The sequence below is a fragment of the Aminobacter sp. BE322 genome (assembly GCF_050433525.1).
Classification (GTDB): domain Bacteria; phylum Pseudomonadota; class Alphaproteobacteria; order Rhizobiales; family Rhizobiaceae; genus Aminobacter.
Window position 1 is genome coordinate 171,344 of record NZ_JBNPXB010000009.1, and the last position, 22,457, is coordinate 193,800.

At 66.0% G+C, this 22,457-nt stretch carries 20 protein-coding genes; 5 read left to right on the forward strand and 15 right to left on the reverse strand.

Annotation, left to right across the window (positions count from 1 at the left end):
• Positions 1 to 5 precede the first annotated feature (5 nt).
• From J2X50_RS14975 to J2X50_RS14990, 4 genes are read left to right on the forward strand one after another with little or no spacing between them, the layout of a single operon-like run.
• On the forward strand, positions 6 to 1,199 hold the full coding sequence (locus tag J2X50_RS14975; protein ID WP_429096155.1) for an amidohydrolase family protein: 1,194 nt from the start codon (positions 6 to 8) through the stop codon (positions 1,197 to 1,199).
• Positions 1,196 to 2,692, forward strand: a complete 1,497-nt coding sequence (locus J2X50_RS14980) for an amidohydrolase family protein (RefSeq protein WP_429096157.1) — start codon at positions 1,196 to 1,198, stop codon at positions 2,690 to 2,692. The genes J2X50_RS14975 and J2X50_RS14980 overlap by 4 nt, the downstream gene beginning before the upstream one ends.
• Entirely contained in the window at positions 2,685 to 3,668 is a 984-nt protein-coding gene (locus J2X50_RS14985) for an ABC transporter ATP-binding protein (RefSeq protein WP_429096158.1), read from the forward strand. The genes J2X50_RS14980 and J2X50_RS14985 overlap by 8 nt, the downstream gene beginning before the upstream one ends.
• Complete coding sequence (locus J2X50_RS14990) at positions 3,665 to 4,642, forward strand: ABC transporter ATP-binding protein (RefSeq protein ID WP_429096160.1); 978 nt, start codon at positions 3,665 to 3,667, stop codon at positions 4,640 to 4,642. The genes J2X50_RS14985 and J2X50_RS14990 overlap by 4 nt, the downstream gene beginning before the upstream one ends.
• 19 nt (positions 4,643 to 4,661) lie before the next feature.
• Here the strand turns inward: J2X50_RS14990 and J2X50_RS14995 are convergent, their stop codons facing one another.
• On the reverse strand, positions 4,662 to 5,339 hold the full coding sequence (locus J2X50_RS14995) for a GntR family transcriptional regulator (RefSeq protein ID WP_429096161.1): 678 nt from the start codon (positions 5,337 to 5,339) through the stop codon (positions 4,662 to 4,664).
• Positions 5,340 to 5,484: 145 nt separating this feature from the next.
• On the opposite strand from J2X50_RS14995, the gene J2X50_RS15000 reads away from it, so the two are divergent.
• Positions 5,485 to 6,243: an aspartate/glutamate racemase family protein gene (locus J2X50_RS15000; protein WP_429096162.1), complete on the forward strand. Its 759-nt coding sequence runs from the start codon at positions 5,485 to 5,487 to the stop codon at positions 6,241 to 6,243.
• Between the two features lie 29 nt (positions 6,244 to 6,272).
• On the opposite strand, the gene J2X50_RS15005 is transcribed toward J2X50_RS15000, so the two are convergent.
• From J2X50_RS15005 to J2X50_RS15070, 14 genes are all read right to left on the reverse strand, one after another.
• Positions 6,273 to 7,886, reverse strand: a complete 1,614-nt coding sequence (locus tag J2X50_RS15005; protein WP_429096163.1) for a GMC family oxidoreductase — start codon at positions 7,884 to 7,886, stop codon at positions 6,273 to 6,275.
• Positions 7,883 to 9,397 carry an FGGY-family carbohydrate kinase gene (locus J2X50_RS15010; RefSeq protein WP_429096164.1) on the reverse strand — a complete coding sequence of 505 codons (1,515 nt, stop codon included), beginning with the start codon at positions 9,395 to 9,397 and terminating at the stop codon, positions 7,883 to 7,885. Before J2X50_RS15010 ends, J2X50_RS15005 begins: the two co-directional genes overlap by 4 nt.
• 99 nt (positions 9,398 to 9,496) lie before the next feature.
• Positions 9,497 to 10,342 (reverse strand): class I fructose-bisphosphate aldolase, encoded by an 846-nt coding sequence (locus J2X50_RS15015; RefSeq protein WP_429096166.1) that lies wholly within the window; start codon positions 10,340 to 10,342, stop codon positions 9,497 to 9,499.
• A complete protein-coding gene (locus J2X50_RS15020; protein WP_429096168.1) occupies positions 10,315 to 12,042 on the reverse strand; it encodes a glycerol-3-phosphate dehydrogenase/oxidase in 1,728 nt (575 codons plus the stop codon). Before J2X50_RS15020 ends, J2X50_RS15015 begins: the two co-directional genes overlap by 28 nt.
• A gap of 21 nt (positions 12,043 to 12,063) precedes the next feature.
• Positions 12,064 to 13,053: an aldo/keto reductase gene (locus J2X50_RS15025; protein ID WP_429096170.1), complete on the reverse strand. Its 990-nt coding sequence runs from the start codon at positions 13,051 to 13,053 to the stop codon at positions 12,064 to 12,066.
• On the reverse strand, positions 13,050 to 14,030 hold the full coding sequence (locus tag J2X50_RS15030) for a sugar-binding transcriptional regulator (protein WP_340037103.1): 981 nt from the start codon (positions 14,028 to 14,030) through the stop codon (positions 13,050 to 13,052). Before J2X50_RS15030 ends, J2X50_RS15025 begins: the two co-directional genes overlap by 4 nt.
• Before the next feature lie 14 nt (positions 14,031 to 14,044).
• Positions 14,045 to 15,031, reverse strand: coding sequence for an ABC transporter permease (locus J2X50_RS15035; protein WP_429096172.1), 987 nt, complete (start codon positions 15,029 to 15,031; stop codon positions 14,045 to 14,047).
• A 19-nt stretch (positions 15,032 to 15,050) separates the two neighbouring features.
• Entirely contained in the window at positions 15,051 to 16,589 is a 1,539-nt protein-coding gene (locus J2X50_RS15040; protein ID WP_429096174.1) for a sugar ABC transporter ATP-binding protein, read from the reverse strand.
• A 91-nt stretch (positions 16,590 to 16,680) separates the two neighbouring features.
• Positions 16,681 to 17,709, reverse strand: coding sequence for a substrate-binding domain-containing protein (locus J2X50_RS15045; protein WP_429096176.1), 1,029 nt, complete (start codon positions 17,707 to 17,709; stop codon positions 16,681 to 16,683).
• Positions 17,710 to 17,956: 247 nt separating this feature from the next.
• Positions 17,957 to 18,640: a class II aldolase/adducin family protein gene (locus tag J2X50_RS15050; protein WP_429096178.1), complete on the reverse strand. Its 684-nt coding sequence runs from the start codon at positions 18,638 to 18,640 to the stop codon at positions 17,957 to 17,959.
• A 3-nt stretch (positions 18,641 to 18,643) separates the two neighbouring features.
• Positions 18,644 to 18,961: an L-rhamnose mutarotase gene (gene rhaM / locus J2X50_RS15055; RefSeq protein WP_429096180.1), complete on the reverse strand. Its 318-nt coding sequence runs from the start codon at positions 18,959 to 18,961 to the stop codon at positions 18,644 to 18,646.
• A gap of 13 nt (positions 18,962 to 18,974) precedes the next feature.
• Positions 18,975 to 20,264, reverse strand: coding sequence for an L-rhamnose catabolism isomerase (gene rhaI / locus J2X50_RS15060; RefSeq protein WP_429096181.1), 1,290 nt, complete (start codon positions 20,262 to 20,264; stop codon positions 18,975 to 18,977).
• A gap of 22 nt (positions 20,265 to 20,286) precedes the next feature.
• On the reverse strand, positions 20,287 to 21,120 hold the full coding sequence (locus J2X50_RS15065) for a TIGR01459 family HAD-type hydrolase (RefSeq protein ID WP_429096183.1): 834 nt from the start codon (positions 21,118 to 21,120) through the stop codon (positions 20,287 to 20,289).
• Positions 21,120 to 22,394 carry an FGGY-family carbohydrate kinase gene (locus J2X50_RS15070; protein WP_429096185.1) on the reverse strand — a complete coding sequence of 425 codons (1,275 nt, stop codon included), beginning with the start codon at positions 22,392 to 22,394 and terminating at the stop codon, positions 21,120 to 21,122. The genes J2X50_RS15065 and J2X50_RS15070 overlap by 1 nt, the downstream gene beginning before the upstream one ends.
• Positions 22,395 to 22,457: the final 63 nt, after the last annotated feature.

Sequence of the window (22,457 nt, forward strand, 5' to 3'; positions counted from 1 at the left end):
TGCCCATGAACGACCTGTTGCTCCGCAATGTCCGGCCTTTCGGGGGTGCCGTCGGCGATCTCTTGATCCGCGGCGGCCGGATCGCCGGCATCGGCCATTTCGAGCCCGAAGCCGGCATGGCGGTAGAGGACGGCGGCGGCGCCATCGCCATTCCCGGTCTCATCGACGCGCACACGCATCTCGACAAGACCACGTGGGGCATGCCCTGGCATGAAAACAACCGGCGCGCAGTGCTGCGCGAACGCATCGACTACGAGCGGGAGAACCGCAGCGCCATCGGCATCGATCCGCATCGCCAGTCGATGCGCCACGCCATCGGCCTGGCCGCGCATGGCACGACCCACATCCGCAGTCACGTCGACATCGACCCGGTCCACGGCCTCTCGATCGTCGATGGCGTGATGGAAACCCGCGAAAAGCTCAAGGGCATCATCGACATCGAGATCGTCGCCTTCCCGCAGTCGGGCGTCATGGTGATGCCAGGCACGCTGGAGCTGCTCGACGCGGCGCTGGCGCAGGGCTGCGAGGTCCTGGGCGGCATCGACCCGTGCGGCATCGACCGCGATCCCAAAGGCCAGCTCGATGCCATTTTCGCGCTGGCGGTGAAGCACCAGTGCCCGATCGACATCCATCTGCATGAGGCCGGCGACCTCGGCGCCTTCACCATGGAGCTCATCTTCGAGCGCATCCGTGCCAACGGCATGCAGGGCAAGGTCGCCATCAGCCACGCCTTCGCGCTCGGCATGAACGACTATCTGCGCGTCGGCCAGCTCATCGACGAAATCGCAGCGCTGGACGTGGCCATCCTGACGACGGGCGCGCCGTCCGCGACCGTACCCTCGGTCATGCGCCTCAAGCAGGCCGGCGTCCGCGTCGGCGCCGGATGCGATGGCATCCGCGACACCTGGGGCCCCTGGGGCCAACCCGACATGATCGACCGCGCCAAGGTCATCGGGATGAAGAACGGCCTGCGCTCGGACCGCGAGCTGGAGCATATGCTCCATATCGTCTCGCAGGGCGGCGCCGATGTGATGCGCATCGACGGCTACGGCCTGGCCGAGGGCTGCCATGCCGACCTCACCCTGCTCAGCGGCGAGACGCTGGCGCATGCCGTCGTCAATGTCGACCCGCGCCCTCTCGTCATCAAGGCCGGCCGCGTCACCGCGCGCAGCGGCGTTCCAATGGTGGAAATGCCATGACCCGTCAGGTGCTCGACTCGCTTCCGCTCGGCAAACGCCCCGAAGGGCGGACGCTGATCACCGCCGGCTGGGTGCTCGGTCACCGTGACGGCTCACATCGGCTCGTCCCGAATGGCGAGCTCGTGATCGACGGTGGCCAAGTCGTCTTCGTCGGCACAGAGTTCCCCGGCGAGGTGGCCCGGCGGATCGACTTCGGCAACGCGCTCGTCAGCCCAGGCTTTATCGACCTCGACGCGCTGTCGGACCTCGATACCACCATCCTCGGCATCGACCACCACCCCGGTTGGGCCAAGGGCCGGGTGTGGCCGCGCTCCTATGTCGAAGCCGGCCCCTATGAGATGTATTCGCAAGAAGAGCTGGCGTTCCAGAAGCGGTTTGCCTTCGGCCAACTGCTGCTGAACGGCATCACCACGGCAGCACCCATCGCCTCGCTGTTCTATCGCGAATGGGGCGAAACGGTCGCCGAGTTCGATGCCGCGGCCGATGCCGCTGGCGACCTCGGCCTCCGTATCTATCTGAGCCCTGCCTATCGCGCCGGCGGCATGGTGCTGGATGCGCCCGGCCAGATGGTGCCGGTGTTCGACGAGGAGCGCGGTCTCGAGGGCCTGCGCGACGCCGTCGACTATATCGGCCGGCAGACGGGCCGCTTCGACGATCTGGTGCGCGGCCTGCTCGTGCCGGACCGCGTCGAGACCTGTACGTCGCAACTCTTGCTTCGTACCCAGGCCGCCGCGCGCGACCTTGGCTGCAAGATCCGCCTGCACATGGCGCAGGGCGCCATGGAAGTGGAGACCGTGCGCAAGCTGCACGGCACGACCGCCCCCGTCTGGCTGGCGCGCGAGGGCCTGCTCAACGACCGGCTGATTGCACCGCATGCGACGAACGCGACCGAGGAAGATCTCGGCCTCTATGCCGGCAACGGGGTCTCGATCGTTCATTGCCCGCTTGTTTCCGGGCGCGGCGGCAGCACGCTGAACTCGTTCTCCAAGTGCCGCGAGCGCGGCATCAACATTGCGATGGGCACGGACACGACGCCCGCCGATATGCTGATGAACCTCTTGGTCGGGCTCATCACCTGCAGGATCAACGATCGCGCCCCGGACCGGGTCAGATGCGCCGACCTTTTCGACGCCGCCACCCTGGGCGGCGCAAAAGCGCTCGGCCGCGACGATCTCGGACGCCTGGCCCCTGGCGCGCGTGCCGACATTGCCGTCTTCAGCCTCAACGACGCCGTAATGGCGCCGTCCATCGATCCGATCACGACCCTGGTCACGGGCGGCTCGGGCAAGGTCACGCAGGCGGTGTTCGTCGACGGCCGGCTGTCGATGCGCTTCGGCGATGTCGCCGGCATCGACATGAAGGCCGCGCGGCAGCGGGCGCAGACGCAGTTCGACGGGCTCGTCGCGAAATATCCCGAGCGCAGTTGGGCCCATCCGCCCGTGTCGGAGATCTTCCCTCCAAGCTACCCAATCGAGGTCAACCGCAATGGCTGAAACCGAGAAGCCGGTGCTTGAGGTCCGCGACCTCAAGGTGGAATTCCCAGGCCGTCACGGGATCGCCACGGCCCTTTCCGATGTGAGCCTGTCGATCCGGCCGGGCGAGATACTCGGCGTCGTAGGCGAGTCCGGCGCCGGCAAGTCGATGACCGGCCTGGCGATACAGGGCCTGCTCGAGCGGCCCGGCCGCATTGCCGAGGGCGAGATCTGGCTGGGCGATCGCCGTATCGACAACCTTGCCGACCGCGAGATGGAAAAGATCCGCGGGCGCGAGATCGGCGCGATCTTCCAGGACCCGCTGACCTCGCTCAATCCGCTGTTCACGGTTGGCGCGCAGCTGACCGAGACGATCAGCCAGCATCTCGGCATGGGCAAAGCCGAAGCCAAGGCACGGGCGGTAGCACTTCTGAAGGACGTCGGAATTCCCTCGCCGGAAGAGCGCGTCAACCAGTATCCGCACCAGTTTTCGGGCGGCATGCGGCAACGCGTGGTCATCGCCCTGGCGCTCGCCGCCTCGCCGAAGCTCATCATCGCCGACGAACCGACCACGGCACTCGACGTCTCGATCCAGGCGCAGATCACATCGCTGCTGCGCAGGCTGTGCAAGGAAAAGCGGACGGCGGTGATGCTGGTGACGCACGACATGGGCGTCATTGCCGAAACCGCAGACAGGATCGCGGTGATGTATGCCGGTCGTCTGGTCGAGATCGGGCCGGTCGACAAGGTTCTGCACGAGCCGATGCATCCCTACACACGCGGGCTGATGGCCTCGATCCCGGCGCTTGGCGCGCGGGTCAAGCATCTCAACCAGATCGACGGATCGATGGCGCGGCTCGATGCGATCCCGCCGGGCTGCGCCTTCAATCCGCGCTGCAAGCAGGCCGGGCCGCGTTGCACCCGCGAACGACCAAGCCTGCTGCCGGCCGGAGCAGGAGCCAGCGCCTGCTGGCTGAATGCAGGAGGAACCGCATGAACGCCATGCCCGCGAGACCGCCGGCCCTGAAGGTCGATCGTCTCTTCAAGACGTTCGACGTTTCCGCGCCCTGGCTCAACCGCGTTATCGAACGCAAGCCCAGGCAGTTGCTCCAGGCCGTCAACGACGTGAGTTTTGCAGTGCCGATGGGCGGCTGCCTGAGCCTTGTTGGCGAAAGCGGCTGCGGCAAGTCCACCGTGGCGCGGCTCGTCACCGGTCTCTACAGGCCGGACAGCGGCGAGATGCGTTTCGCGTCCGGCCAGGACGGCAAGCCGCTGTCGGCGCAGATGATCTTCCAGGACCCTTATGCGTCGCTCAACCCGCGCTGGCGGGTCAAGAGCATCATCGCCGAGCCCTTGCGCGAGATGAAGCTGCGCAAGTCCTCGGCCGAGATCACCGAACGCGTCGAGGAACTGCTACGCACGGTCGGTCTTTCGGCGTCCGACGGCGACAAGTTTCCGCATGAATTCTCCGGCGGGCAGCGGCAACGCATCTCGATCGCGCGCGCGTTGGCGAGCGAACCGCGCTTCCTGGTCTGCGACGAGCCGACCTCGGCGCTCGACGTGTCCGTGCAGGCGCAGGTGCTCAACCTGATGCGCCGCCTGCAGGACGAGTTCGGGCTGACCTACCTGTTCATCAGCCACGACATGAGCGTGGTGCGGCACATGTCCGACCGCATCGCGGTGATGTATCTCGGCCGCATCGTCGAAGAGGGCGAGACCGAGGAGCTGTTCGCCCGGCCGCGCCATCCCTATACCCAGTTGCTGCTCCAGACGATCCCGAACATCCAGCATCCGCATCGCGACAGGACCGTGGCTGCGGGCGAGGTGCCGAGCCCGCTCAAGCCGCCGTCAGGCTGCCCGTTCCATCCGCGATGCCCGATGGCAACCGCCCGCTGCTCGGCGGAACTCCCCAAGCTGCGCACGCTCGGCAACGGAACGCACGTCGCCTGCCATCTGGTGGAGGACGAATGATCGAGCGGCGGATTAGGGGCTACGCCAGCGCCGCCTTCAGGTCGTGGGACAGGTCGCGCACTTCCCTCAGGTCGAGCTCCGATTCCACATGCTCGAGATGATGCTGCATCAGCCGCGAGGCCTTCCCGACATCGCCGACGGAGATCGCCTCGACGATCTCGGCATGCTCGTCCGGGCCGCAGTTGAAGCGTGCGGTGTTGCGGTACACGGCGGTGATGAGCGACGTCCGCGAGATCAGGTCGCGCATCATGCCGAAGAGGAAATCGGAGCCCGAGATCTCGGCCAAGAGCAAGTGGAAGCCGCCCGACAGCTTGATGATGTCGGTGGTCACGTCCCTCGCGTTTGCGACACGTTCGCTCGCGACATGGCTGCGCAGCCTGTCGATGTCCGCCTTCGAGGCCGACTTGCCGATGCCCTCGACCACACACCGTTCCACAGTGCGGCGAACGGCGAAGACGTCGTGGGCGTCATCGACGGAGGGCTGGCAGACGAAGGCGCCCCGGTTCGGGATGATGGTCACGAGACCTTCACGCTCGAGCGCCGAAAGCGCCTGGCGGATGCGGGCGCGGCTGACGTCGAATATGGTCGCCAGCTGGCCTTCCTTCAGTTGCACGCCCGGCCGCAACCTGCGTTCGGCGATCGAAAGCCAGACCTTTTCGACAATGTGCTGCGTAGAAATGCCTGTCTGATCTGTCATGCACCTGACCCTGCCACGGTCATGGACATTCGGCATGGGTAGAAAAATGTCAACCGCCGTCACGCCAGACCGCCAAGCCGCATCGCAGGCGCGGGCCCTTCAGCATTTGTCGCGGCTCTAGAAACTGCGCATTAGGAAACTCGACGTGCATATACGCCTGATCAACCCTAACTCGACAGCCTCCATGACAGCCCAGGCGCTCGAAAGCGCCTTGCGCGTGGCCAATCAGGACACGCAGGTTACCGCCGTCAACCCGAGCGGCACGCCCGTCAGCATCGAAGGCGCCTTCGACGAGGCTTTGGCGGTGCCGGGCATGCTGTCGGAAATTCGCCGCGGCGAGGCTGAGGGCGTGGATGCCTATGTCATCGCCTGCTTCGACGATCCCGGGCTGCACGCGGCGCGAGAAATCGCCAAGGGACCGGTGATCGGCATTTGCCAGGCCGCCGTACAGGTCGCAATGACCATCAGCCGCCGCTTTTCCGTCGTCACCACCCTCCCCCGCTCCGTGCCGATCATCGAGGACATCGTGCAAGCCTATGGCGCCGGGCATCATTGCCGCGCCGTCCGCGCCATCGACCTGCCGGTGCTGGGCCTGGAGGAAGAGCCCGAAAAGGCGGAACGCCTGCTGGTCGACGAGATCGAACGCGCAAGGACACAGGATCGCGCCGAGGCAATCATTCTCGGCTGCGCGGGCATGTCGCGACTGTGCGAGCGGCTGACGGCACAGACGGGAGTGCCCGTCATCGACGGCGTCACGGCGGCCGTGAAGATGGCGGAGGCGCTGGTGGGCGCCGGTTACCTGACGTCCAAGGCCAATGGCTACGATTTCCCGAGGCAGAAGTCGGCGCCGAACGGCGCGGTGGCACGGGCGACGGCTGCTTGCCCGCTGCCGCCACGGTCATAACCAGGCAGAGTCCCAAGGCTCCGAGCCGATCAGGCGGCCGCGTCGGCCAGGATCATCTCCGACGCCTTTTCGGCGATCATGATGACCGGCGAGTTGGTGTTGCCCGAGACGATCGACGGCATGATCGAGGCATCGACGACGCGCAGGCCGGCGAGGCCGTGGACGCGCAGCCGTGCATCGACCACCGACATGGTGTCCAATCCCATCTTGCAGGTGCCGACGGGGTGGAAGATCGTGGTGGCGATGTCGCCGACCTTCCTGAGCACGTCCGCATCGGCGGCAATCGACGGTCCCGGCAGGATCTCCTCGGGCGCGAAACGTTCGATGGCCCTGGTCGACATCAGCTTGCGGACATGGCGGATGGACGCCACCGCGACCTCGCGGTCGCCTTCGGTGGACAGGTAGTTCGGGCGGATCGCCGCCGCCTTGGCCGGGTCGGCTGAGGTGGCATGCACGTTGCCGCGACTTTCGGGCCTCAGATTGCAGACCGAGACCGTGACCGCCGGGAAGCGGTGCAGCGGCTCGCCCAGCCGGTCGGTACTGAGCGGCTGGACGTGGTATTCGAGGTCGGGCGTTTCGAGCCGCGGATCGCTGCGCGCGAAGATGCCGAGCTGGCTCGGCGCCATCGACAGCGGGCCGGATCGCCTCAGCGCATATTCGATGCCCATCGCCGCGCGGCTGAACAGGTTGTGGTAGCGCTGGTTCAGCGTCGCGGCATTCTGGACCTTGAAGACCGTGCGGATCTGCAGATGGTCCTGTAGGTTTTCGCCGACGCCGTCGAGCCGATGGCTGACATCGATGCCGAGGCTGGCGAGCACATCCGGGCGGCCGATGCCCGACAGCTCCATGATCTTGGGCGAGTTGATGGCGCCGGCAGCCAGGATCGTCTCGCCTGCCTTCGCCTCATGCAGCTTGCCATCGAGGCGGAAGACGACGCCGCGCACGTGCCGCCCCTCGAGCACCAGGCGCTCGGTCTCCGCGCCGGTGACGACGCGCAGGTTCGGCCGGCTGAGGATCGGGCGCAGGAAGGCCTTGGAGGTGTTCCAGCGCACGCCCTTCTTCTGGTTGACCTCGAAGTAGCCCGAGCCCTCGTTGGTGCCTTGGTTGAAATCGTCAGTGCGCGGAACGCCCATCTCCTCGGCCGCATCGCGGAAGGCGTCGAGGATCGGCCAGGACAGGCGCTGGCGCTCGACGCGCCATTCGCCGCCCTTGCCATGTCCCGAGGATGAACCGCCATGATAGTCCTCGGACTTGAGGAAATAGGGCAGCACATCGTCCCAGCCCCAGCCGACATTGCCGGCCTGGCGCCAGCCATCATAGTCGGCGGCCTGGCCGCGCATGTAGATCATGCCGTTGATCGACGAGCAGCCACCCAGAACCTTGCCCCTGGGATAGTTGAGCACGCGGCCGTTCAGCCCCGGCTCGGCCTCGGTCTTCATCAGCCAGTCGGTGCGCGGATTGCCCATGCAGTAGAGATAGCCGATCGGGATATCGACCCAGTGGTAACGGTCGCTGCCGCCGGCTTCGAGCAAAAGCACGCGATTTCTAGGATCGGCGGACAGGCGGTTGGCCAGCACGCAGCCGGCCGAGCCGGCGCCGACCACGACGAAGTCATATGTGCCGAAATCGCTTGTATCGGTCATGTCCCGACCTGTTCGCTCGCCATGCTCTGCCACAATGGGCCCATCGCCTTGTTGATTTCGCCATAAAGCCGGTAGCGCCGTCCATAGGCCTGCGCCACCCCGTCATTGGGCCGATGGTGGCGCGCCACAGCCGTCATGGCCGCGGCACCCTCGCCGAAATCCCTGAACACCCCGACGCCGGTCGCGGCCGCAATCGCCGCCCCCAAAGCGCCGGTCTCGCGGCTGCGCGCCACCGTCACCGGCAGGCCGAGCACGTCGGCGAAGATCTGCGGCCAGATGGCGCTGCGCGAGCCTCCCCCCGACAGCACAGCCTCATCGACCGCAGCACCCGCTGCGCGCAGCGTCTCGACATGGCGGCGGTGCTCGAACACCACGCCTTCGAACAGCGCCCGAAGCAGATGCGCGCGGCCGTGCCAACCGGCGATGCCGTAGAAGCCGGCGCGCGCCTGGCCGTTGGCCTGGGCGCCGTAGAGATAGGGGTGGTAGATCGGCACATCGCCGGTCGGGTCGACCGAAGCGACCAGTTCGCCGCAGACTTCGAAGGGCGAGCGGCCGGCCTCGTGTTCATGCTCGAAGAACTCGCGTACGATCCATTCGAGATTGGCGGCCGAGGTGGCGCTGGATTCGATCGCGAGATAGCGCCCGGGGTCGTAGGTCGACAGCATGAAGATGCTGGGGTCGCGGATCGGCTCGTCCGTGATGACCTGGTTGATGCTCCAGGTACCGGCGATGATCGAAGCAGCCCCGGTGCGGGTGACGCCAGAGCCGACGGCGCTGGCGACCACGTCGAACAGCCCGGCGATGACGGGCGTGCCTTCCGCGAGGCCGGTCAGGCGCGCAACCTCCGGCGAAATGCGGCCAGCGAGTTCAGCCGATTCCAGCACCGGCGGCAGCATCCCGGCACAGTCCCCGAGACCGTAGGCGGCAAGCAGCTCCGGCTCGTAGCGGCGGCCCGGCATGGTGAGCAGGCCGCAGCCCGACATGTCGGTCGTATCGGTCGAGCGCGCGCCGGTCAGCCGGTTGACGACGAAGTCCTTGCATAGGAACACCGTACCGATGCGGCCGTAAAGCGCGTGGTCGTGGCGCTTCAGCCAGGCCAGCAGCGTCGGCGTCTGGGCCGCCCAGGGCTTCTGCAGGCAGTGCGGATAGGTACGCTCGCCGACGCCCTGCTTCTGCCATTCCGAGACCAGCGGTGCGGCGCGCGTGTCCAGCGACTGAATGCCGACGAGCGGTTCGCCGTCGCGGTCGAGCGCATAGAGCCCGTTGCCGTGGCCGGCGCAGCCGACAGCAAGGATGTCGCGCGCGTCAACGCCCGATCGCGCGATGCACTGGCCGATGACCTCGACCGCGTTGCGCCACAGCTCACCCAGGTCGCGCTCGACATGGCCGGGCTTAGGCATGCACGAGCGGCCGTCCTTGGCGGCGAGCGCCAGCTCGCGGCCTTCGAGATCGAACAGCACGGCCTTGATGACGGTGTTGCCGGCATCGAGGCCGAGAATGTATCCTCCCATAAGCCCCTCCCAAGGCCTTCGAGCCACGCCGTTCCGACCCTGCGGAACGGGGCTCCGTCTGTCTGGCCAGTTGCAGGCCTTCCGGCTGCGACGCGCCCGTCAGTCCGCTCTGGTGTAGCGGTCCCAGGCCGTGGCGCCGTCAGCGCCTTCGTGGATGATCGCCATCAGCCCGGCGACGACGGCGCTGGGGTTGGCATGCTGATAGATGTTGCGGCCATAGACCATGCCGTGCGCGCCCTGCGCCATCAGCGCCGCCGACTTGTCGAACACCACGCGCAGATCCTCCTTGCCACCTCCGCGCACCAGCACCGGGCAACGCGCCGCCTCGACGACGCGGTGGAAATCGGCCGCCTCGGTGGTCGGGTCGGCCTTGACGATGTCGGCACCCATCTCGCGGGCCAGCCGGGTCAGCGTCACGATCTTCTCGGCGTCGCCGTCGACCATGTAGCCTCCGCGCTCGGAGTTGGGCAGCATCGCCAGCGGTTCGATCATCAGCGGCATGCCGTACTTGTCGCAGTCGGCGCGGACGCGCGCAATGTTCTGCACGCACTGGCGGAACAGGTCGGGCTCGTCGGGCAACATGAACAGGTTGACCACCACGCAAGCAGCATCCATGGCCAGCGCACCGATCAGCGGCTCATGCTCGTTCTGCAGTAACGCCCACATGTGGCGATGGCGGGTCTTGTTGTAGGGGTTGCCCATGTCGATGCGCATGACCAGCGCCGGCTTGTCCTTGCCCGGACGCTCCTGCAGCAGATCGGCCTGGCCGAAATTCATCTGGATGGCATCGGGACAGGCCGCGACCAGCTGGTCGACGACGCCGGCGACATCTTCCAGCCCATCGAGGAAAGACGGTTCGTTGCAGACGCCGTGGTCGATGGCGACGTCGAGGCAGCGCCCGTTGGCGAACAGGCGGTTTATGCGGACTTTAGGGCTGATGCGCATTCTGCGCTCCTTTCGGATCTTGCTGGGAGTTGCGTGACATCGAGCCCGTGCCGGCTTTCCAGCAGGGCGAGGAATTCACGGTGTTCGCGGGCGCTGCGAGCCGCGTCCCAGCCCTTGGCTTCGGCCAGGATGTCGAGCGCCTGTGCAATGAGATCCGGCGAGAGCTTGCCGGTCACCCCGATGGTGGTGCGCCTGAGGAGCAGGTCGTCGAGCTTCTCGACGTGTTCGCGCGTGATCAATTGCTGGAGTTCGCCGACGGAATAGCTACAGCGCGACAGCATCTCGTCATCGCCAAGCCCATCGGCAATTGTCGCGGCATCCGTGCCGTAGCGCTCGAACAGCTCGCGCATACGGGCACGCGACAGCCCCGAGACATTTGCCTGCTCGGCAATCCAGCGCTCGACATTGGCGGGGAAGTCACGGCCGCCGCCAATCGCCAGGTTCTCGGTATCCTTGACCCGCTTAAGGCCCAACCGCTCGAGGGTCACGTCGGCCGCCAGCGCCCCAAACGAACGAAAAGTGGTCCACTTGCCGCCGATCATGCACAGCATTTCGGGCAGCGCGCCGCTGGCCGGCACCGTCTCGCAGAAATGGTCGCGCGGGATGCGGCCGGTGAAGCTGTCGTCGCTCGCCGGCAGCGGGCGAACGCCGGCGAACTGGAAGACGATCTCCTCCGGCGCGACGCGGATGTCGGGAAAGACGAAGGCCAGCGACTGCAGGATGTAGTCGCGCTCGTCGGCTTCACAGCGCACCTGGTCGGGGTCGTCGACGCGAATGTCGGTCGAGCCCACCAGCACATTGCCGAGATAGGGAAACAGGATGCAGATGCGGCCGTCCTCGTTCTCGTAATAGATCATGTGGCCGGCCAGCGCGTCGTGCAGCGCGCGGCTGGCGACGATCAGATGCGATCCCTTGGTGCCACCCATCATCCTGGGCACGTGAGCGCCGAGACCCGAATTGGTCAGATCTATCCAGCCGCCCGTGGCGTTGACGATCAGCTGCGGCGCGAGCCGGATCGTCTCGTCCGTCAGCGTGTCAACCAGCTTCACGCCATCGGCGTCGCCACCAACGTGGACATGGTTCAGCGCTCGCGCCGCCGGGTTGGCGGCAAGCGCGTCGTTGAGCATCTCGACACCCAGCCGCTCGGGCCGGCTGACCCAGGCGTCGTAATAGGTCGCCGAGTTGCGGATGTCGGGATTGATCGCCGGCCAAGTCTTCAGCGTCTCGGCCCGGCTGCGGAAGATGTGCCTGGGCATCAGCCGGCGGCTGGCGGTGAGGATGTCGTAGACGGCGAGGCCAGCCTTGATGACCACGGCACCCCGCCGGCTCGGGCGGCGGGTCAGGCCGAGGAAACGGAAGGCGCCGTTGGTGATGCCGGAGAAGACGTCGAAGATCGGCACTGTCGTCGGCAGGGGGGCCACGAAATGCGGAGCGTTCTTGAGCAGCCGGTCGCGCTCCAGCAGGGACTCGCGCACCAGCTTGAACTCGCCGTTCTCGAGATAGCGAAGGCCGCCGTGCACCATGCGCGACAGGGCCGCGCTGGCGCCCGAGCAATAGTCGCCCTTCTCGGCCAGAAGCACTTCGACACCCTGCAGTGCCAGCTCGCGGAAGACGCTGATGCCGTTGATGCCGCCCCCGATCACGAGCACGGCGGGGCCGTTCCGGCCCTTGAGGCCGGCTATGGTTTCGCTGCGATTCATGATGCGGATGGCTTCCTTCGATCAGGCGTCCATGGCGACGAGATGCCTGGAGACGGCCGCGTCGAGCACCGCCAGATCCTCGGCATCGAGCCTGATCTGGCCGGCCCGCGCATTGTCGAGCGCTTGCGCCGGATTGCGCGCGCCGCACAGGGCAAAGGTGATGCCGGGCTGGGCCAGCGTCCAGGCGATCACCACCTGCGCCATGCTCGCCTCGTGGCGGTCGATGACGGGAGCGATGGTAGCCTTGAGATCCGCGACCTTCTGCCGGTTGGCCTCGGAGAAGCGCGGATTGTCCTTGCGCTGGTCGTCGCCCTCGAACCTCCTCGACGGATCGATGGCACCGGAAAGCAGGCCGAGCGCCAGCGATGAATAGCTGAGCGTGGCAACGTCGTTGGCGCGCGTGATCGGCAGCAGCGTTTCCTCGATCTCGCGGTCGAGCATCGAATAGCGCTCCTGGATGGCATCGAGCTGGCCGGCGGCGATGTAGGCCTTCAACTCCTCGCCGTTGACGTTGCTCGCTCCGATGGCGCCGATCTTGCCCTGCTGCTTGAGGCACAGGAGCGTTTCCATGGTTTCGGCGACCGGCGTCGTCGGGTCCTGCCAGTGGGTGATGTAGAGATCGATGCGGTCGGTGCCGAGACGACGCAGGCTGTGTTCGACCTCATGGGCGATGCCGTCGGCGCCGAGATAGCGATGCACCGGCAGCCCGTCTTGGTCGAAGAAATGATTGCCCTTGCCCGAGTGCCAGTTGAGCCCGCATTTGGTAGCGATCACCACCTTGTCGCGCCGGCCGCGAATGGCCTTGCCGACAATCTCCTCGCTGCGGCCGAGGCCATAGGCAGGTGCGGTGTCGATCAGCGACACGCCGGCGTCAATCGAAGCCTGGATCGCGCCGATCGAGGCGTCCTCGTCGGTGCCGCCCCACATCCAGCCGCCTATGGCCCAGGTGCCCAGGCCGACGCCGGAGGCCGAAATGCCTGAACGGCCGATGTTGCGCACAAGCTGGGTCATGGTCTTTTTCCTTCGGCGAGTGCCAGGACCTGGAGGGCCGTGGCTTCGTCGGTGACGATGGTTTCGAGGTGATTGCCGCGCATGGCGCTGAGAATGGGCGCCACCTTGCTGGCGCCGCTGGCGACGCCGATGGTGCGCGGGATGGTGGCGAATTCCTCGAGCGTCAGCGACACCAGGCAACGGTTGAGGCTGTAGTCGCAGACCTTGCCCTGGGCATCGACGAGATGGGCGAGCAACTCGCCCGCCGCGCCCGAACGCTCGATGGCCTGGCGGTCCGTGCTCGACGACGGATGCAGGTCGTAATAGCTGGAATCGTCGGTCAGGATCGAGCCGATGCCGACCACCGCGACATTGGCCTCGCGGGCCTTGCGGAACACGTCGGAGACGGAGCTCACCCCCATCAGCATGTTGCGCTGCTCGGGGCTGTCGGCAAACAGCGGCGCATGCACCTGGTAGGCGCGGCCGCCGAGCTTGTCGGCCATCAGCGACGCCACGTGGTTGACGTCGGTGTAGTGCTTGCCCTGCACCAGCCCGGTCGCCGGAATGACCTCGACCTTGACCTGGCGGCCCCCGTTGAGGCCAGCGACCACGGCGGAAACGCCCTTGCCGCCGGTGATGGAGATGGTGTCCCCGTCCTTGATCGTGTCCTGCAGCAGCGTCGCCGCCGCCTCGCCGACACGCTGCAGCGCGGTCTGCGGATTGTCGCCGAGCGAGGGCACGACCACCGCACGCTTGAGCCCGCCGAGCGCCACCAGCCGGCTTTCGATGTCGACCAGATGCTCGATCGGCGACTTGATCCTGATTTCGACCAGCCCCATCTGGTGGCCACGCTTGATCAGGCGGTTGACGGTGGCATGCGAGATGCCGAGCTCGTGGGCGATCTCCGCCTGGGTCTTGCCTTCCATGTAGTGGAGCACGAGCGCCTGGTGCATCTGGCGGGCGCTGGCGATTTCGTCGCGTGAGTTGCCGTTGGCCATCCTTCGTCTCCCGCTCATGCCTTCCTGCGGTGAAGCAGGTGGTCGATGGAGACCGCGGCCAGAAGGATGCAGCCCTTGATCATGTCCTGCCAGTAGACCGAGATGTCGAGCAGGATCAGCGAACTGGTGACGACGGAAAGCAATGCCATGCCCAGGATCGCGCCGAAGATCGTGCCCGAGCCGCCATTGAGCGAGGCGCCGCCGATCACGGCAGCAGCGATGATGTTGAGTTCCATACCGGCGCCGAAGGTGGGCGTGGCGGCACCGAAGCGGGACATGTAGATGACGCCTGCAAAGCCTGCCAGCGTCGAGCTCAGCACCGTCACCCAGAACTTCACCTGCCTGGTGCGGATGCCGGAATACTGCGCCGCCTTCTCGTTGGAGCCGGTGTAGAAGACCTTGCGGAACGCGGTCGCCCGGCGCAGCAGGAAATCGAAGATCGCAACCACCACCACGAAGATGATGATGACATAGGGCACGCCATGGAAGCTGCCTTGGCCGATCGCCTTGAAAGCCGGCGGCAGGGTGAACAGCGACAGCGGCGTGCCCTTGGTGACGATCAGGCACAGGCCGCGCACGATCACCATCGCCGCAAGCGAGGTGATGAAGTGGTTGAGCCCGACGACGGTGACGAAGAAGCCCATCACCGCGCCGATCAGCGCGCTGACGGCGATGCCGATCAGGCTCGCGGTCCACGGATCGAGACCGGCCAGGAACAGCGCACCCGACACCACCATCGAGAAGGCGACGACCGAACCGACGGACAGATCGATGCCGCCGACGATGAGCAGGATGGTCATGCCGACCACGACGATGCCCTCGATGGAGAAGCTCATCAGCATGGCGCGGAAGTTGCCCCATGTCAGGAAATGCGGCGAGGCGAACGACATGGCGATGCACAGCGCCAGGATGATGACAATCAGCCCCGCCTCGCGCATCGAGCCCAGCCGCGCGAGGTTCCAGCGCGCGCCCTGGCTTTCGGTCTTGATCTGGGCCGTCATGATCGGTGCTTCCGCTTCCCTAGGCGACATTTCGGGCCTGCCCGGCATTGTGTGAGTTGGGCTGCACGCCGGAGGCGAGCATGATGATGGCTTCCTCGCCGAGTTTTTCGGCCGCGAGCTCGCCGGCGATCCGGCCCTCGCGCACCACCAGCACGCGGTCGCACAGGCCAATCAGCTCGGGCATCTCGGAGGAAATGACGATGATGCCGACCCCGCGGCGGGCAAGCTCGCGCAGCAGGCGATGGATCTCGGCCTTGGCGCCGACGTCGATACCGCGCGTCGGCTCGTCCATGATCATCACCTTGGGACCGACCGACAGCTGCTTGGCAATCGCCACCTTCTGCTGGTTGCCGCCGCTGAGCGTCGACACCGCAGCACCGACGCCGGCCATGCGCACGCCGAGGCGCCTGGCCAGTTCGGTCGCCTGCTCGGTTTCGGCGCGACGGTCGAGCAGGCCGAGACTGCCGGTGAGCTTGCCGAGATCGAGTGCTGACACATTGGCGGCGATCGACATGTCGAGGAACACGCCCGAGCCCTTGCGATCCTCGGAGAGATAGACGAGCCCGGCCTTCACCGCCTGGGCGTAGCCGGAAACCTTGAGGGGCTGGCCATCGATTTCGACACCACCTGAAACCGCAGGCCGCAGGCCGCACAGCGTCTGGGCGATTTCGCTGCGTCCCGAGCCGATCAGCCCGCCGATGCCGAGGATCTCGCCGGCGCGCAGCTCGAGGCCAACGCCGAAGCAGCGCTCGCCGTCCGACAGGTCGGCGACCTTGAGCAAGGTGCGGCCCGGCGTCTCGTCCAGCCCGAGTTTGTCGGGATAGAGCTGGGCGATCTCGCGGCCGACCATCTTGCGCACCACCTCGTCGGGCGAGGTCGCCGCAATCTCGTCGGTGGCGACGTAACGGCCGTCGCGGAACACCGTCACCCTGTCGCAGAGCGAGAAGATCTCGGCCATGCGGTGGCTGATGTAGATGATGGAGATGCCGCGCGACTTGAGTTCGCGGACAATGGCGAACAGGCGTTGCGCTTCCGGCTCGGTCAGCGCCGCGGTCGGCTCGTCGAGGATCAAAACGCGGCAGTCGAGCGTCAGCGCCTTGGCGATCTCGACCAGCTGCTGGTTGGAAATGGAAAGGTCGCAGACCTTGGTGCGCACCGGGATCGAGGCCAAAAGATCCATCACCTTCTGCGCCTCGGCCTGCAAGCTGCGGAAATTCATCAGCGGCGCGCGGCGGGTATTGATTGCGGACATGAAGATGTTCTCGGCGACCGTCGCATCCGGGCAGAGCGCGATCTCCTGGTGGACGAGCGCGATGCCGAGCTTCTGCGCCGCTGCCGGCGAGGCGATGACGACGTTTTCGCCGCCGATGCGGATGTCGCCCTCGTCAGGCTGCAGGACACCGGCGATGATGTTCATCAGCGTCGACTTGCCGGCGCCGTTCTCGCCGCAGAGCGCATGCACCTCGCCCGGCGCCAGCGAGAAGTCGATGCCGGTCAGCGCCTTGATGGCGCCGAACGACTTCGAAACTCCTGAGATCTCGAGAATAGGCGTCGACATCTGTCAACTTTCACTGCGGTTCGGGTCCTGATAGCACCGGGGCGCGGGCGCCCCGGCGATCTTCAAGCAAGGCACGAATAGTCGAGGAAATCTATTCCTCGATGCCCTTGGTGCCGCGGCGCTTGAGGTACTTGTCCCAGTAGAAGTCGTCGGCGTTGTCGGCCGTCACGATCGAGAAGCCGTTGTCGACGAAGGGCACGCTCATCGGGTTGAAGCCCGAGCGCTTGGCGTCGTTCATCGAGTCGATCAGCTCGGGGTGCTTGGCCATCCACAAGAGCATGAAGCCCATGTAGCCCTGCATACCCTGGTTCGGGTTGACCGAGCCGAAGATCTCGCCGGCCTTGATCATGTCGAGGATCTTGGCGTTGACGTCGGCCAGCATGACCTTGATCTTGCCCCCGCCTTCCTTGGCTGCCTGGGCCGCGCCGATGGCCGAGTTGGCCTCCGGCATGAACACGGCGCCGAGGTCGGGATGCGCCTGCGCCAGGCTGAGCACGGCCTGGTAGGCCTTGGTCGGGTCCTGGTTCGAGGCGGCGCGGCCGACCAGCTTCATGTCCGGCCACTTGGCCTCCATGCGGGCGACGAAGGCGTTGACGCGCTTGTCATGGTTGTCCTGGCCGGGGTTCTCCAGCACCGCATATTCGCCCTTGCCATCCATCGCCTTGGCCACGGCGTCGGCGGCATAGGTGCCTTCGGCGACGTTGTCGGAGGTGATGTAGGAGACGCGCTTGGAATTGGGCGAGTCGGCGGCGAAGGTGACGACGGCGGTGCCCTGCTCGATAGCGCGGTTGATCGGCTCGATGAACGGATCGGAGTTCATCGGATGCACCAGGATGCCGGCCGGCTTCTGCGCCAGCGCCTGGTCAAAGGTGGCGATCTGCTTGTTGACGTCATATTCCGGCGTGCCGGTGTAGGCCGTCTCGCAGCCGAACTGCTGGCCGGCCTGCTTGAACATCTCGTAGACCGGGAACCAGTATTCGACGCCCGACACCATGACGTTCATGACGTATTTTTCGCCGGGCGCGCATTTGAACGGGTTTTCGGCCGACTGGGCATGGCCCGCGCCGAGAATGGTCGAGACCGCCGCTGCGGCCGCGAAAGTGCTCAGAAATCTACGCAAGTTCCCTCCCTTGGCCGAAGCCAGATCAATTACCGATGCCGGCACCCTCGGCGCCGCGCCATTTGGATTGATTGCACCGAACTTCCTCCCGAAGTCCGATGCGCAGAGGATTGCAGCCTTGAATCGCTATGTCAATAAAATTCATATGATGAAATATATTTCATAACTTGGCGGCGGCGACAAGGGAGAGTCCTGAAATTTATTGCAGGTGCCTGATAGCAGCCGCGTCACCCGGCTGTGACAGGTACTACGGATTGCGCGGGCGGGCGACGTCGTTGGTGCCTTCGGCATCGGGCGCAAGGCCATAACTCATGCGGCGCATCTGCTCGATGACGCGCTCCATCTCGTCGTCGGGCAGGATCGGCGGCTCGCCGAGCGTGAGCGCCTGGACATACATGCGCGACAGCGTTTCGACCTCAATCGCCAGCCACAGCGCGTGTTCGAGGTTGGTGCCGAGCGAGATCTGGCCGTGCTGGCCGAGCAGGCAGGCGAGCCGGTCCTTGAGTGCCACGAGTGCGTTGTCGGACAGGGCCTGGGTGCCGAAGGTGGCGTAGGCGGCGCAGCGGATGGTGGTGCCGCCGGCAACGCCGGTCATGTAGTGGAACGAGGGAATGGTCTTGTGGTGGCAGGCGAGCGTCGTCGCATAGACCGAATGGCAGTGCAGCACGACGCTGATGTCCTCGCGCGCCTTGAGGATGTCGCGGTGGAAACGCCACTCCGACGACGGGCGGCGGCCGACATAGGTGCCGTCGAAATCCATCTCGACGATGTCGTCAGGCCCCATGATGTCATAGGGCATGCCCGACGGCGTGATGAGGAAGCCGCTGCCCGAGCGGACCGACAGGTTGCCGGCCGTGCCCTGGTTGATGCCGCTCGAGTTCATGCGCCGGCAGATCGACACCATCTCGTCGCGCAGTCCCTTGTCAGTCATTGTCTACTCCAGATGAAAAACCTTCTGCAGCGGCACGACCAGCGGTTCGTTGCGGTCGGTGTACTGCATGATGTCGGCCATGAAGTCCCACCATCGGCGGTTGACCTCGGTTTGCGGCAGCCTCTCCATGGTGTGGTCGTCAGTACGAACCAGCGTCGCGAACAGGTGGCTGGTCTCGGGATCGAGCCAGATCGTGTAGTCGGACACGCCGGCTTCGCGCAGCGCCGCACTGAGTTCCGGCCAGATCTCGTCGTGCCGCTTCTTGTATTCGGCGGCCTGACCGGGATTGAGGACCATGCGGAAGGCGATGCGCTCGGGCATTTCCCCGTCTCCCTCAGACGATACCGCCACCGCCGCCGACCGATGCCGGGCGTTCGGCCGCTACCTTCTGGCGGTAGCCGCTGGCGCGATAGGCCGCGACCGGATCGATGGCGCCGCCGCTGTTGAGCCGAGCCATAGCGAGGATGGGTTCGACGTCTGTGCGGTAGGCGGCCTTCAGCGTCTGCGTCGCCATCAGCGCGTCGTTCCCTTCCTGGAAGCCTTCGAGCGCCTTGCGATCGACCAGCAACGCCGCGGCATAAGCCCGTTGCACCTCGACCGCCGACAGCATCAAGCTTTCGATCGGATCGGTGACGTTGTGGCTCTGGTCGAGCATATGGGCAGGATGGAAATCCCCGGCGCCCGAAAGCTCGGCGTCGACAAGTTCGTTGAAGACCAGGAACAGGCGGTAGGGATCGATCGAACCGGCGTCGAGATCGTCGTCGCCATACTTGCTGTCATTGAAGTGGAAGCCGCCCAGCTTGCCGAACTGGATGAGCCGGGAGACGATCATCTCAATGTTGACGTTGGGCGCGTGGTGGCCGAGGTCGACGAGGCAATAGGCCTTGTCGCCCAGTTCCTTCGCGATGATGTAGTTGGTGCCCCAGTCCTGAACGACGGTCGAATAGAAAGCCGGCTCATACATCTTGTGCTCGGTGAACAGCCGCCAGTCGTCGGGCAGCGCCGCATAGATGTCCTTCATCGCATCGAGATAGCGCTCGAAGGCGCGGGCGAAATTCACCTGTCCGGGGAAGTTCGAGCCGTCGCCGATCCACACCGTCAGCGCCTTCGATCCCAACGCCCTGCCGATCTCGATGCATTCGATGTTGTGCTCGACCGCCTGCCGGCGCACGGCCGTGTCCGCGTGGCTGAGCGAACCGAACTTGTAGGAGTGCTTCTGGTCGCGGGCATCGGAAAAGGTGTTGGAATTCATGGCATCGAAGCCGAGGCCGAAGCGCGCGGCGGTCTGCTTCAGCCTGTTCGGTTCGGCCTTGTCCCAGGGGATGTGCAGCGAAACGGTGGGCGTGGCACGCGTCAGCTGGTTGATGACCGAACAATCCTCGATCTTGTCGAACACGTCGCGCGGCTCGCCCGGGCCGGGAAAGCGGGCAAATCGCGTGCCGCCCGTGCCGACGCCCCAGGACGGGATCGCCACGCCGAAAGCCTCGACCTTGCCGAGGATGGCGTCGATGGCGATGCCGCGCCGGTCGAGCTGCTCGCTGAGCGCTACATAATCGGCGCGCAGGGCCTTTTCGCGGGTGGCGTTGCCTTTCTCGACGGTATCGCCTGATATCATCGTTTCCATCACATCCTCCTCCGGCGCGGCCTCACCACGCAAATGTCCGCACAAGAAAATCGGGCGTGGCCCCATGCTCCTCGAACAGCCTGTCCCGTTCGGCCTGGCTGCTCGTCTCCAGAACGCCGGTCATGACGAGCGCCGTTCGCAGCCCTGCCCCCTGCCCGCCTGAGATGTCGTGCTCGATGCTGTCGCCGATGCAGACCACGCGCGCCGGATCCGGAGAGCCGAGTATGTCGAGCGCTGCCGCATAGATCTCGGGGAACGGCTTGCCGATCCAGGCGACCTCGCCGCCCAGCTCGGCATAGAGGTCGGCGATGCGCCCGGCGCCGAAGCGGGGGCCGACCGACGTCAGCATGATCTTGTCCGGGTTGGTGCAGAGGCACCTGATGCCCCGCGCAGCCGCGGGCTGGAGGAGCAGGCGATAGTGGTCGAGGTCGTAGCGGTCGCCCTCGCTGGCCGAGAGCAGCACGATGTCTGCTTCCTCGCCCGTGTCGACCAATGTCAGCGGCAGGCCCTCCACCGCCGAACGGTCGCCGTCACGGGCGATGAGCAGGCAACGCAAGCCCGCTTCATTGCTGAGCTGCTTGCGCAGGCTCTGCCAGGCGACCTCGCCCGAGGACAGGAAATGGTCCCAGCTGCCGGACACGAAGCCGAGCTTTGCCAGCCGCGCCTCGTTGGGTGCCGAGCGCTTGCCCGAGTTCGACAAGAGCAGCGTGCGCTTGCCGGCCTGCTTAAGCCATACAAGCGCCTCGACAGCGCCCGGGTAAGGAGCCGTGCCGTCGTGCAGCACACCGAACTGGTCGAGAATGAACACGTCGAAGCGCTCGGCCAGGTCGCGGATGCCATCGTGTTGGGTGGGCATCACAGGTCCCCCACCGCTTCGAGGCCGATCAGCGCCAGCCGCGCCGTTCCGGCCGCCGCTTCCAGGGAGTGCGCAGGCAGGAACGGCACGCCCAGCCGCATCTCTCGGATCGCCGTCCACGCCGGGTTCGCGGCACCGCCGCCGAGGCTGCGCATGGAGCGGAGCGGCGGTGCGCCGAGTTCGGCGAGCCTGTCGTAGCCGAGCTTTTCGATGGCCGCGATGCCCTCGAACATGGCCTTGAGGAAATCGGCATCGTCTGCAGGGCGTGGGGCGAGCCGTGGCGGCCAGGCCGGGTCGAGCACGGGAAAGCGCTCGCCGGGCTCAATGAGAGGGTAGAAGTCGAGGCCGGTCGGAACGTTGGCGTCGATCTCGGCGGACAGCCGTGAGATATCGACGGCGGAGAAGAAATGCGCCAGCACCTTGCCGCCGCTGTTGGAGGCACCGCCGGCGAGCCACATGCCGTTGAGGCGATGGCTGTAGATGCCGAAGTCGGGCGCAAAGATCGGCCGATCACTGAGCAGCTTCAGCGTCAGCGTCGAGCCGAGCGCGGTGACGCCGTCGCCCGGCCTGTCGGCACCGGTCGCCAGGAACGAGGCGCATCCGTCGGTCGTGCCGGCGATGATCTCGACCTCTTCGCTGAGGCCGAAGGCACTCGCCATCTCCGGCGCGATCGTCTCGAGCGGTGTGCCTGGCGCCACGACGCGCGGCAGCAAGGCGGTGTTGAGACCCGTCGCCGCGACCCAATCCGGCCAGCGCCGGTCTATGGGGTCGTAACCCGTCTTCAGCGCATTGTTCTCGTCTGTGGTTCGGAAATGGCCGGCCAGCCGTCCGGCTATCCAGTCGGCTTGGTGCAGAACCTTCGCCACGCCAGGCACATCCTGGAAGACCAGCGCCTTGGCAAGACCGGAGGTGGCACCATGGGCGGCACTTTCTACGGGGATGACGGCGGCGATGCGGGCAAGCAGCGCTGCGTCACCCACCTTGTCGTCATACATCAGCGGCCCGGCGAGCGGCGTGCCCTCGGCATCGACAGGCAACAACGTGCCCGAGGTGGCGTCTACGGCAATCGCATGGACCCAGGCGCGGTCGACCTGGGCAAGCACAGCGTTCAAGGCCGCCTCGACCGCCTGCCACCATATCCTTGGGTCGCGCGGGTTGGCGCCGAAATCGGAGAGTTTTGCCGCGCCTTGCGCCACGATCTCGAACGACGGCGTCATCGCCACGGCGCGGGCGCCTGACGTACCGAGGTCGATGCCGATAGCGAGCGGGATCATCGCTGGGCCCTCGGGTGCGAACCGATGTTGAAGAAGATACCCCCACCCCTAGCCCCTCCCCAC

Coding starts and splice junctions, on each gene's coding strand:
- J2X50_RS14975 (WP_429096155.1), top strand. CDS start 6: ATGAACGACCTGTTGCTCCGCAATGTCCGGCCTTTCGGGGGTGCCGTC.
- J2X50_RS14995 (WP_429096161.1), bottom strand. CDS start 5,339: ATGACAGATCAGACAGGCATTTCTACGCAGCACATTGTCGAAAAGGTC.
- J2X50_RS14980 (WP_429096157.1), top strand. CDS start 1,196: ATGACCCGTCAGGTGCTCGACTCGCTTCCGCTCGGCAAACGCCCCGAA.
- J2X50_RS15025 (WP_429096170.1), bottom strand. CDS start 13,053: ATGACCCAGCTTGTGCGCAACATCGGCCGTTCAGGCATTTCGGCCTCC.
- J2X50_RS15005 (WP_429096163.1), bottom strand. CDS start 7,886: ATGACCGATACAAGCGATTTCGGCACATATGACTTCGTCGTGGTCGGC.
- J2X50_RS15035 (WP_429096172.1), bottom strand. CDS start 15,031: ATGACGGCCCAGATCAAGACCGAAAGCCAGGGCGCGCGCTGGAACCTC.
- J2X50_RS15030 (WP_340037103.1), bottom strand. CDS start 14,030: ATGGCCAACGGCAACTCACGCGACGAAATCGCCAGCGCCCGCCAGATG.
- J2X50_RS15050 (WP_429096178.1), bottom strand. CDS start 18,640: ATGACTGACAAGGGACTGCGCGACGAGATGGTGTCGATCTGCCGGCGC.
- rhaI (WP_429096181.1), bottom strand. CDS start 20,264: ATGGAAACGATGATATCAGGCGATACCGTCGAGAAAGGCAACGCCACC.
- J2X50_RS15015 (WP_429096166.1), bottom strand. CDS start 10,342: ATGCGCATCAGCCCTAAAGTCCGCATAAACCGCCTGTTCGCCAACGGG.
- J2X50_RS14990 (WP_429096160.1), top strand. CDS start 3,665: ATGAACGCCATGCCCGCGAGACCGCCGGCCCTGAAGGTCGATCGTCTC.
- J2X50_RS14985 (WP_429096158.1), top strand. CDS start 2,685: ATGGCTGAAACCGAGAAGCCGGTGCTTGAGGTCCGCGACCTCAAGGTG.
- J2X50_RS15065 (WP_429096183.1), bottom strand. CDS start 21,120: ATGCCCACCCAACACGATGGCATCCGCGACCTGGCCGAGCGCTTCGAC.
- J2X50_RS15020 (WP_429096168.1), bottom strand. CDS start 12,042: ATGAATCGCAGCGAAACCATAGCCGGCCTCAAGGGCCGGAACGGCCCC.
- rhaM (WP_429096180.1), bottom strand. CDS start 18,961: ATGCCCGAGCGCATCGCCTTCCGCATGGTCCTCAATCCCGGTCAGGCC.
- J2X50_RS15040 (WP_429096174.1), bottom strand. CDS start 16,589: ATGTCGACGCCTATTCTCGAGATCTCAGGAGTTTCGAAGTCGTTCGGC.
- J2X50_RS15070 (WP_429096185.1), bottom strand. CDS start 22,394: ATGATCCCGCTCGCTATCGGCATCGACCTCGGTACGTCAGGCGCCCGC.
- J2X50_RS15010 (WP_429096164.1), bottom strand. CDS start 9,397: ATGGGAGGATACATTCTCGGCCTCGATGCCGGCAACACCGTCATCAAG.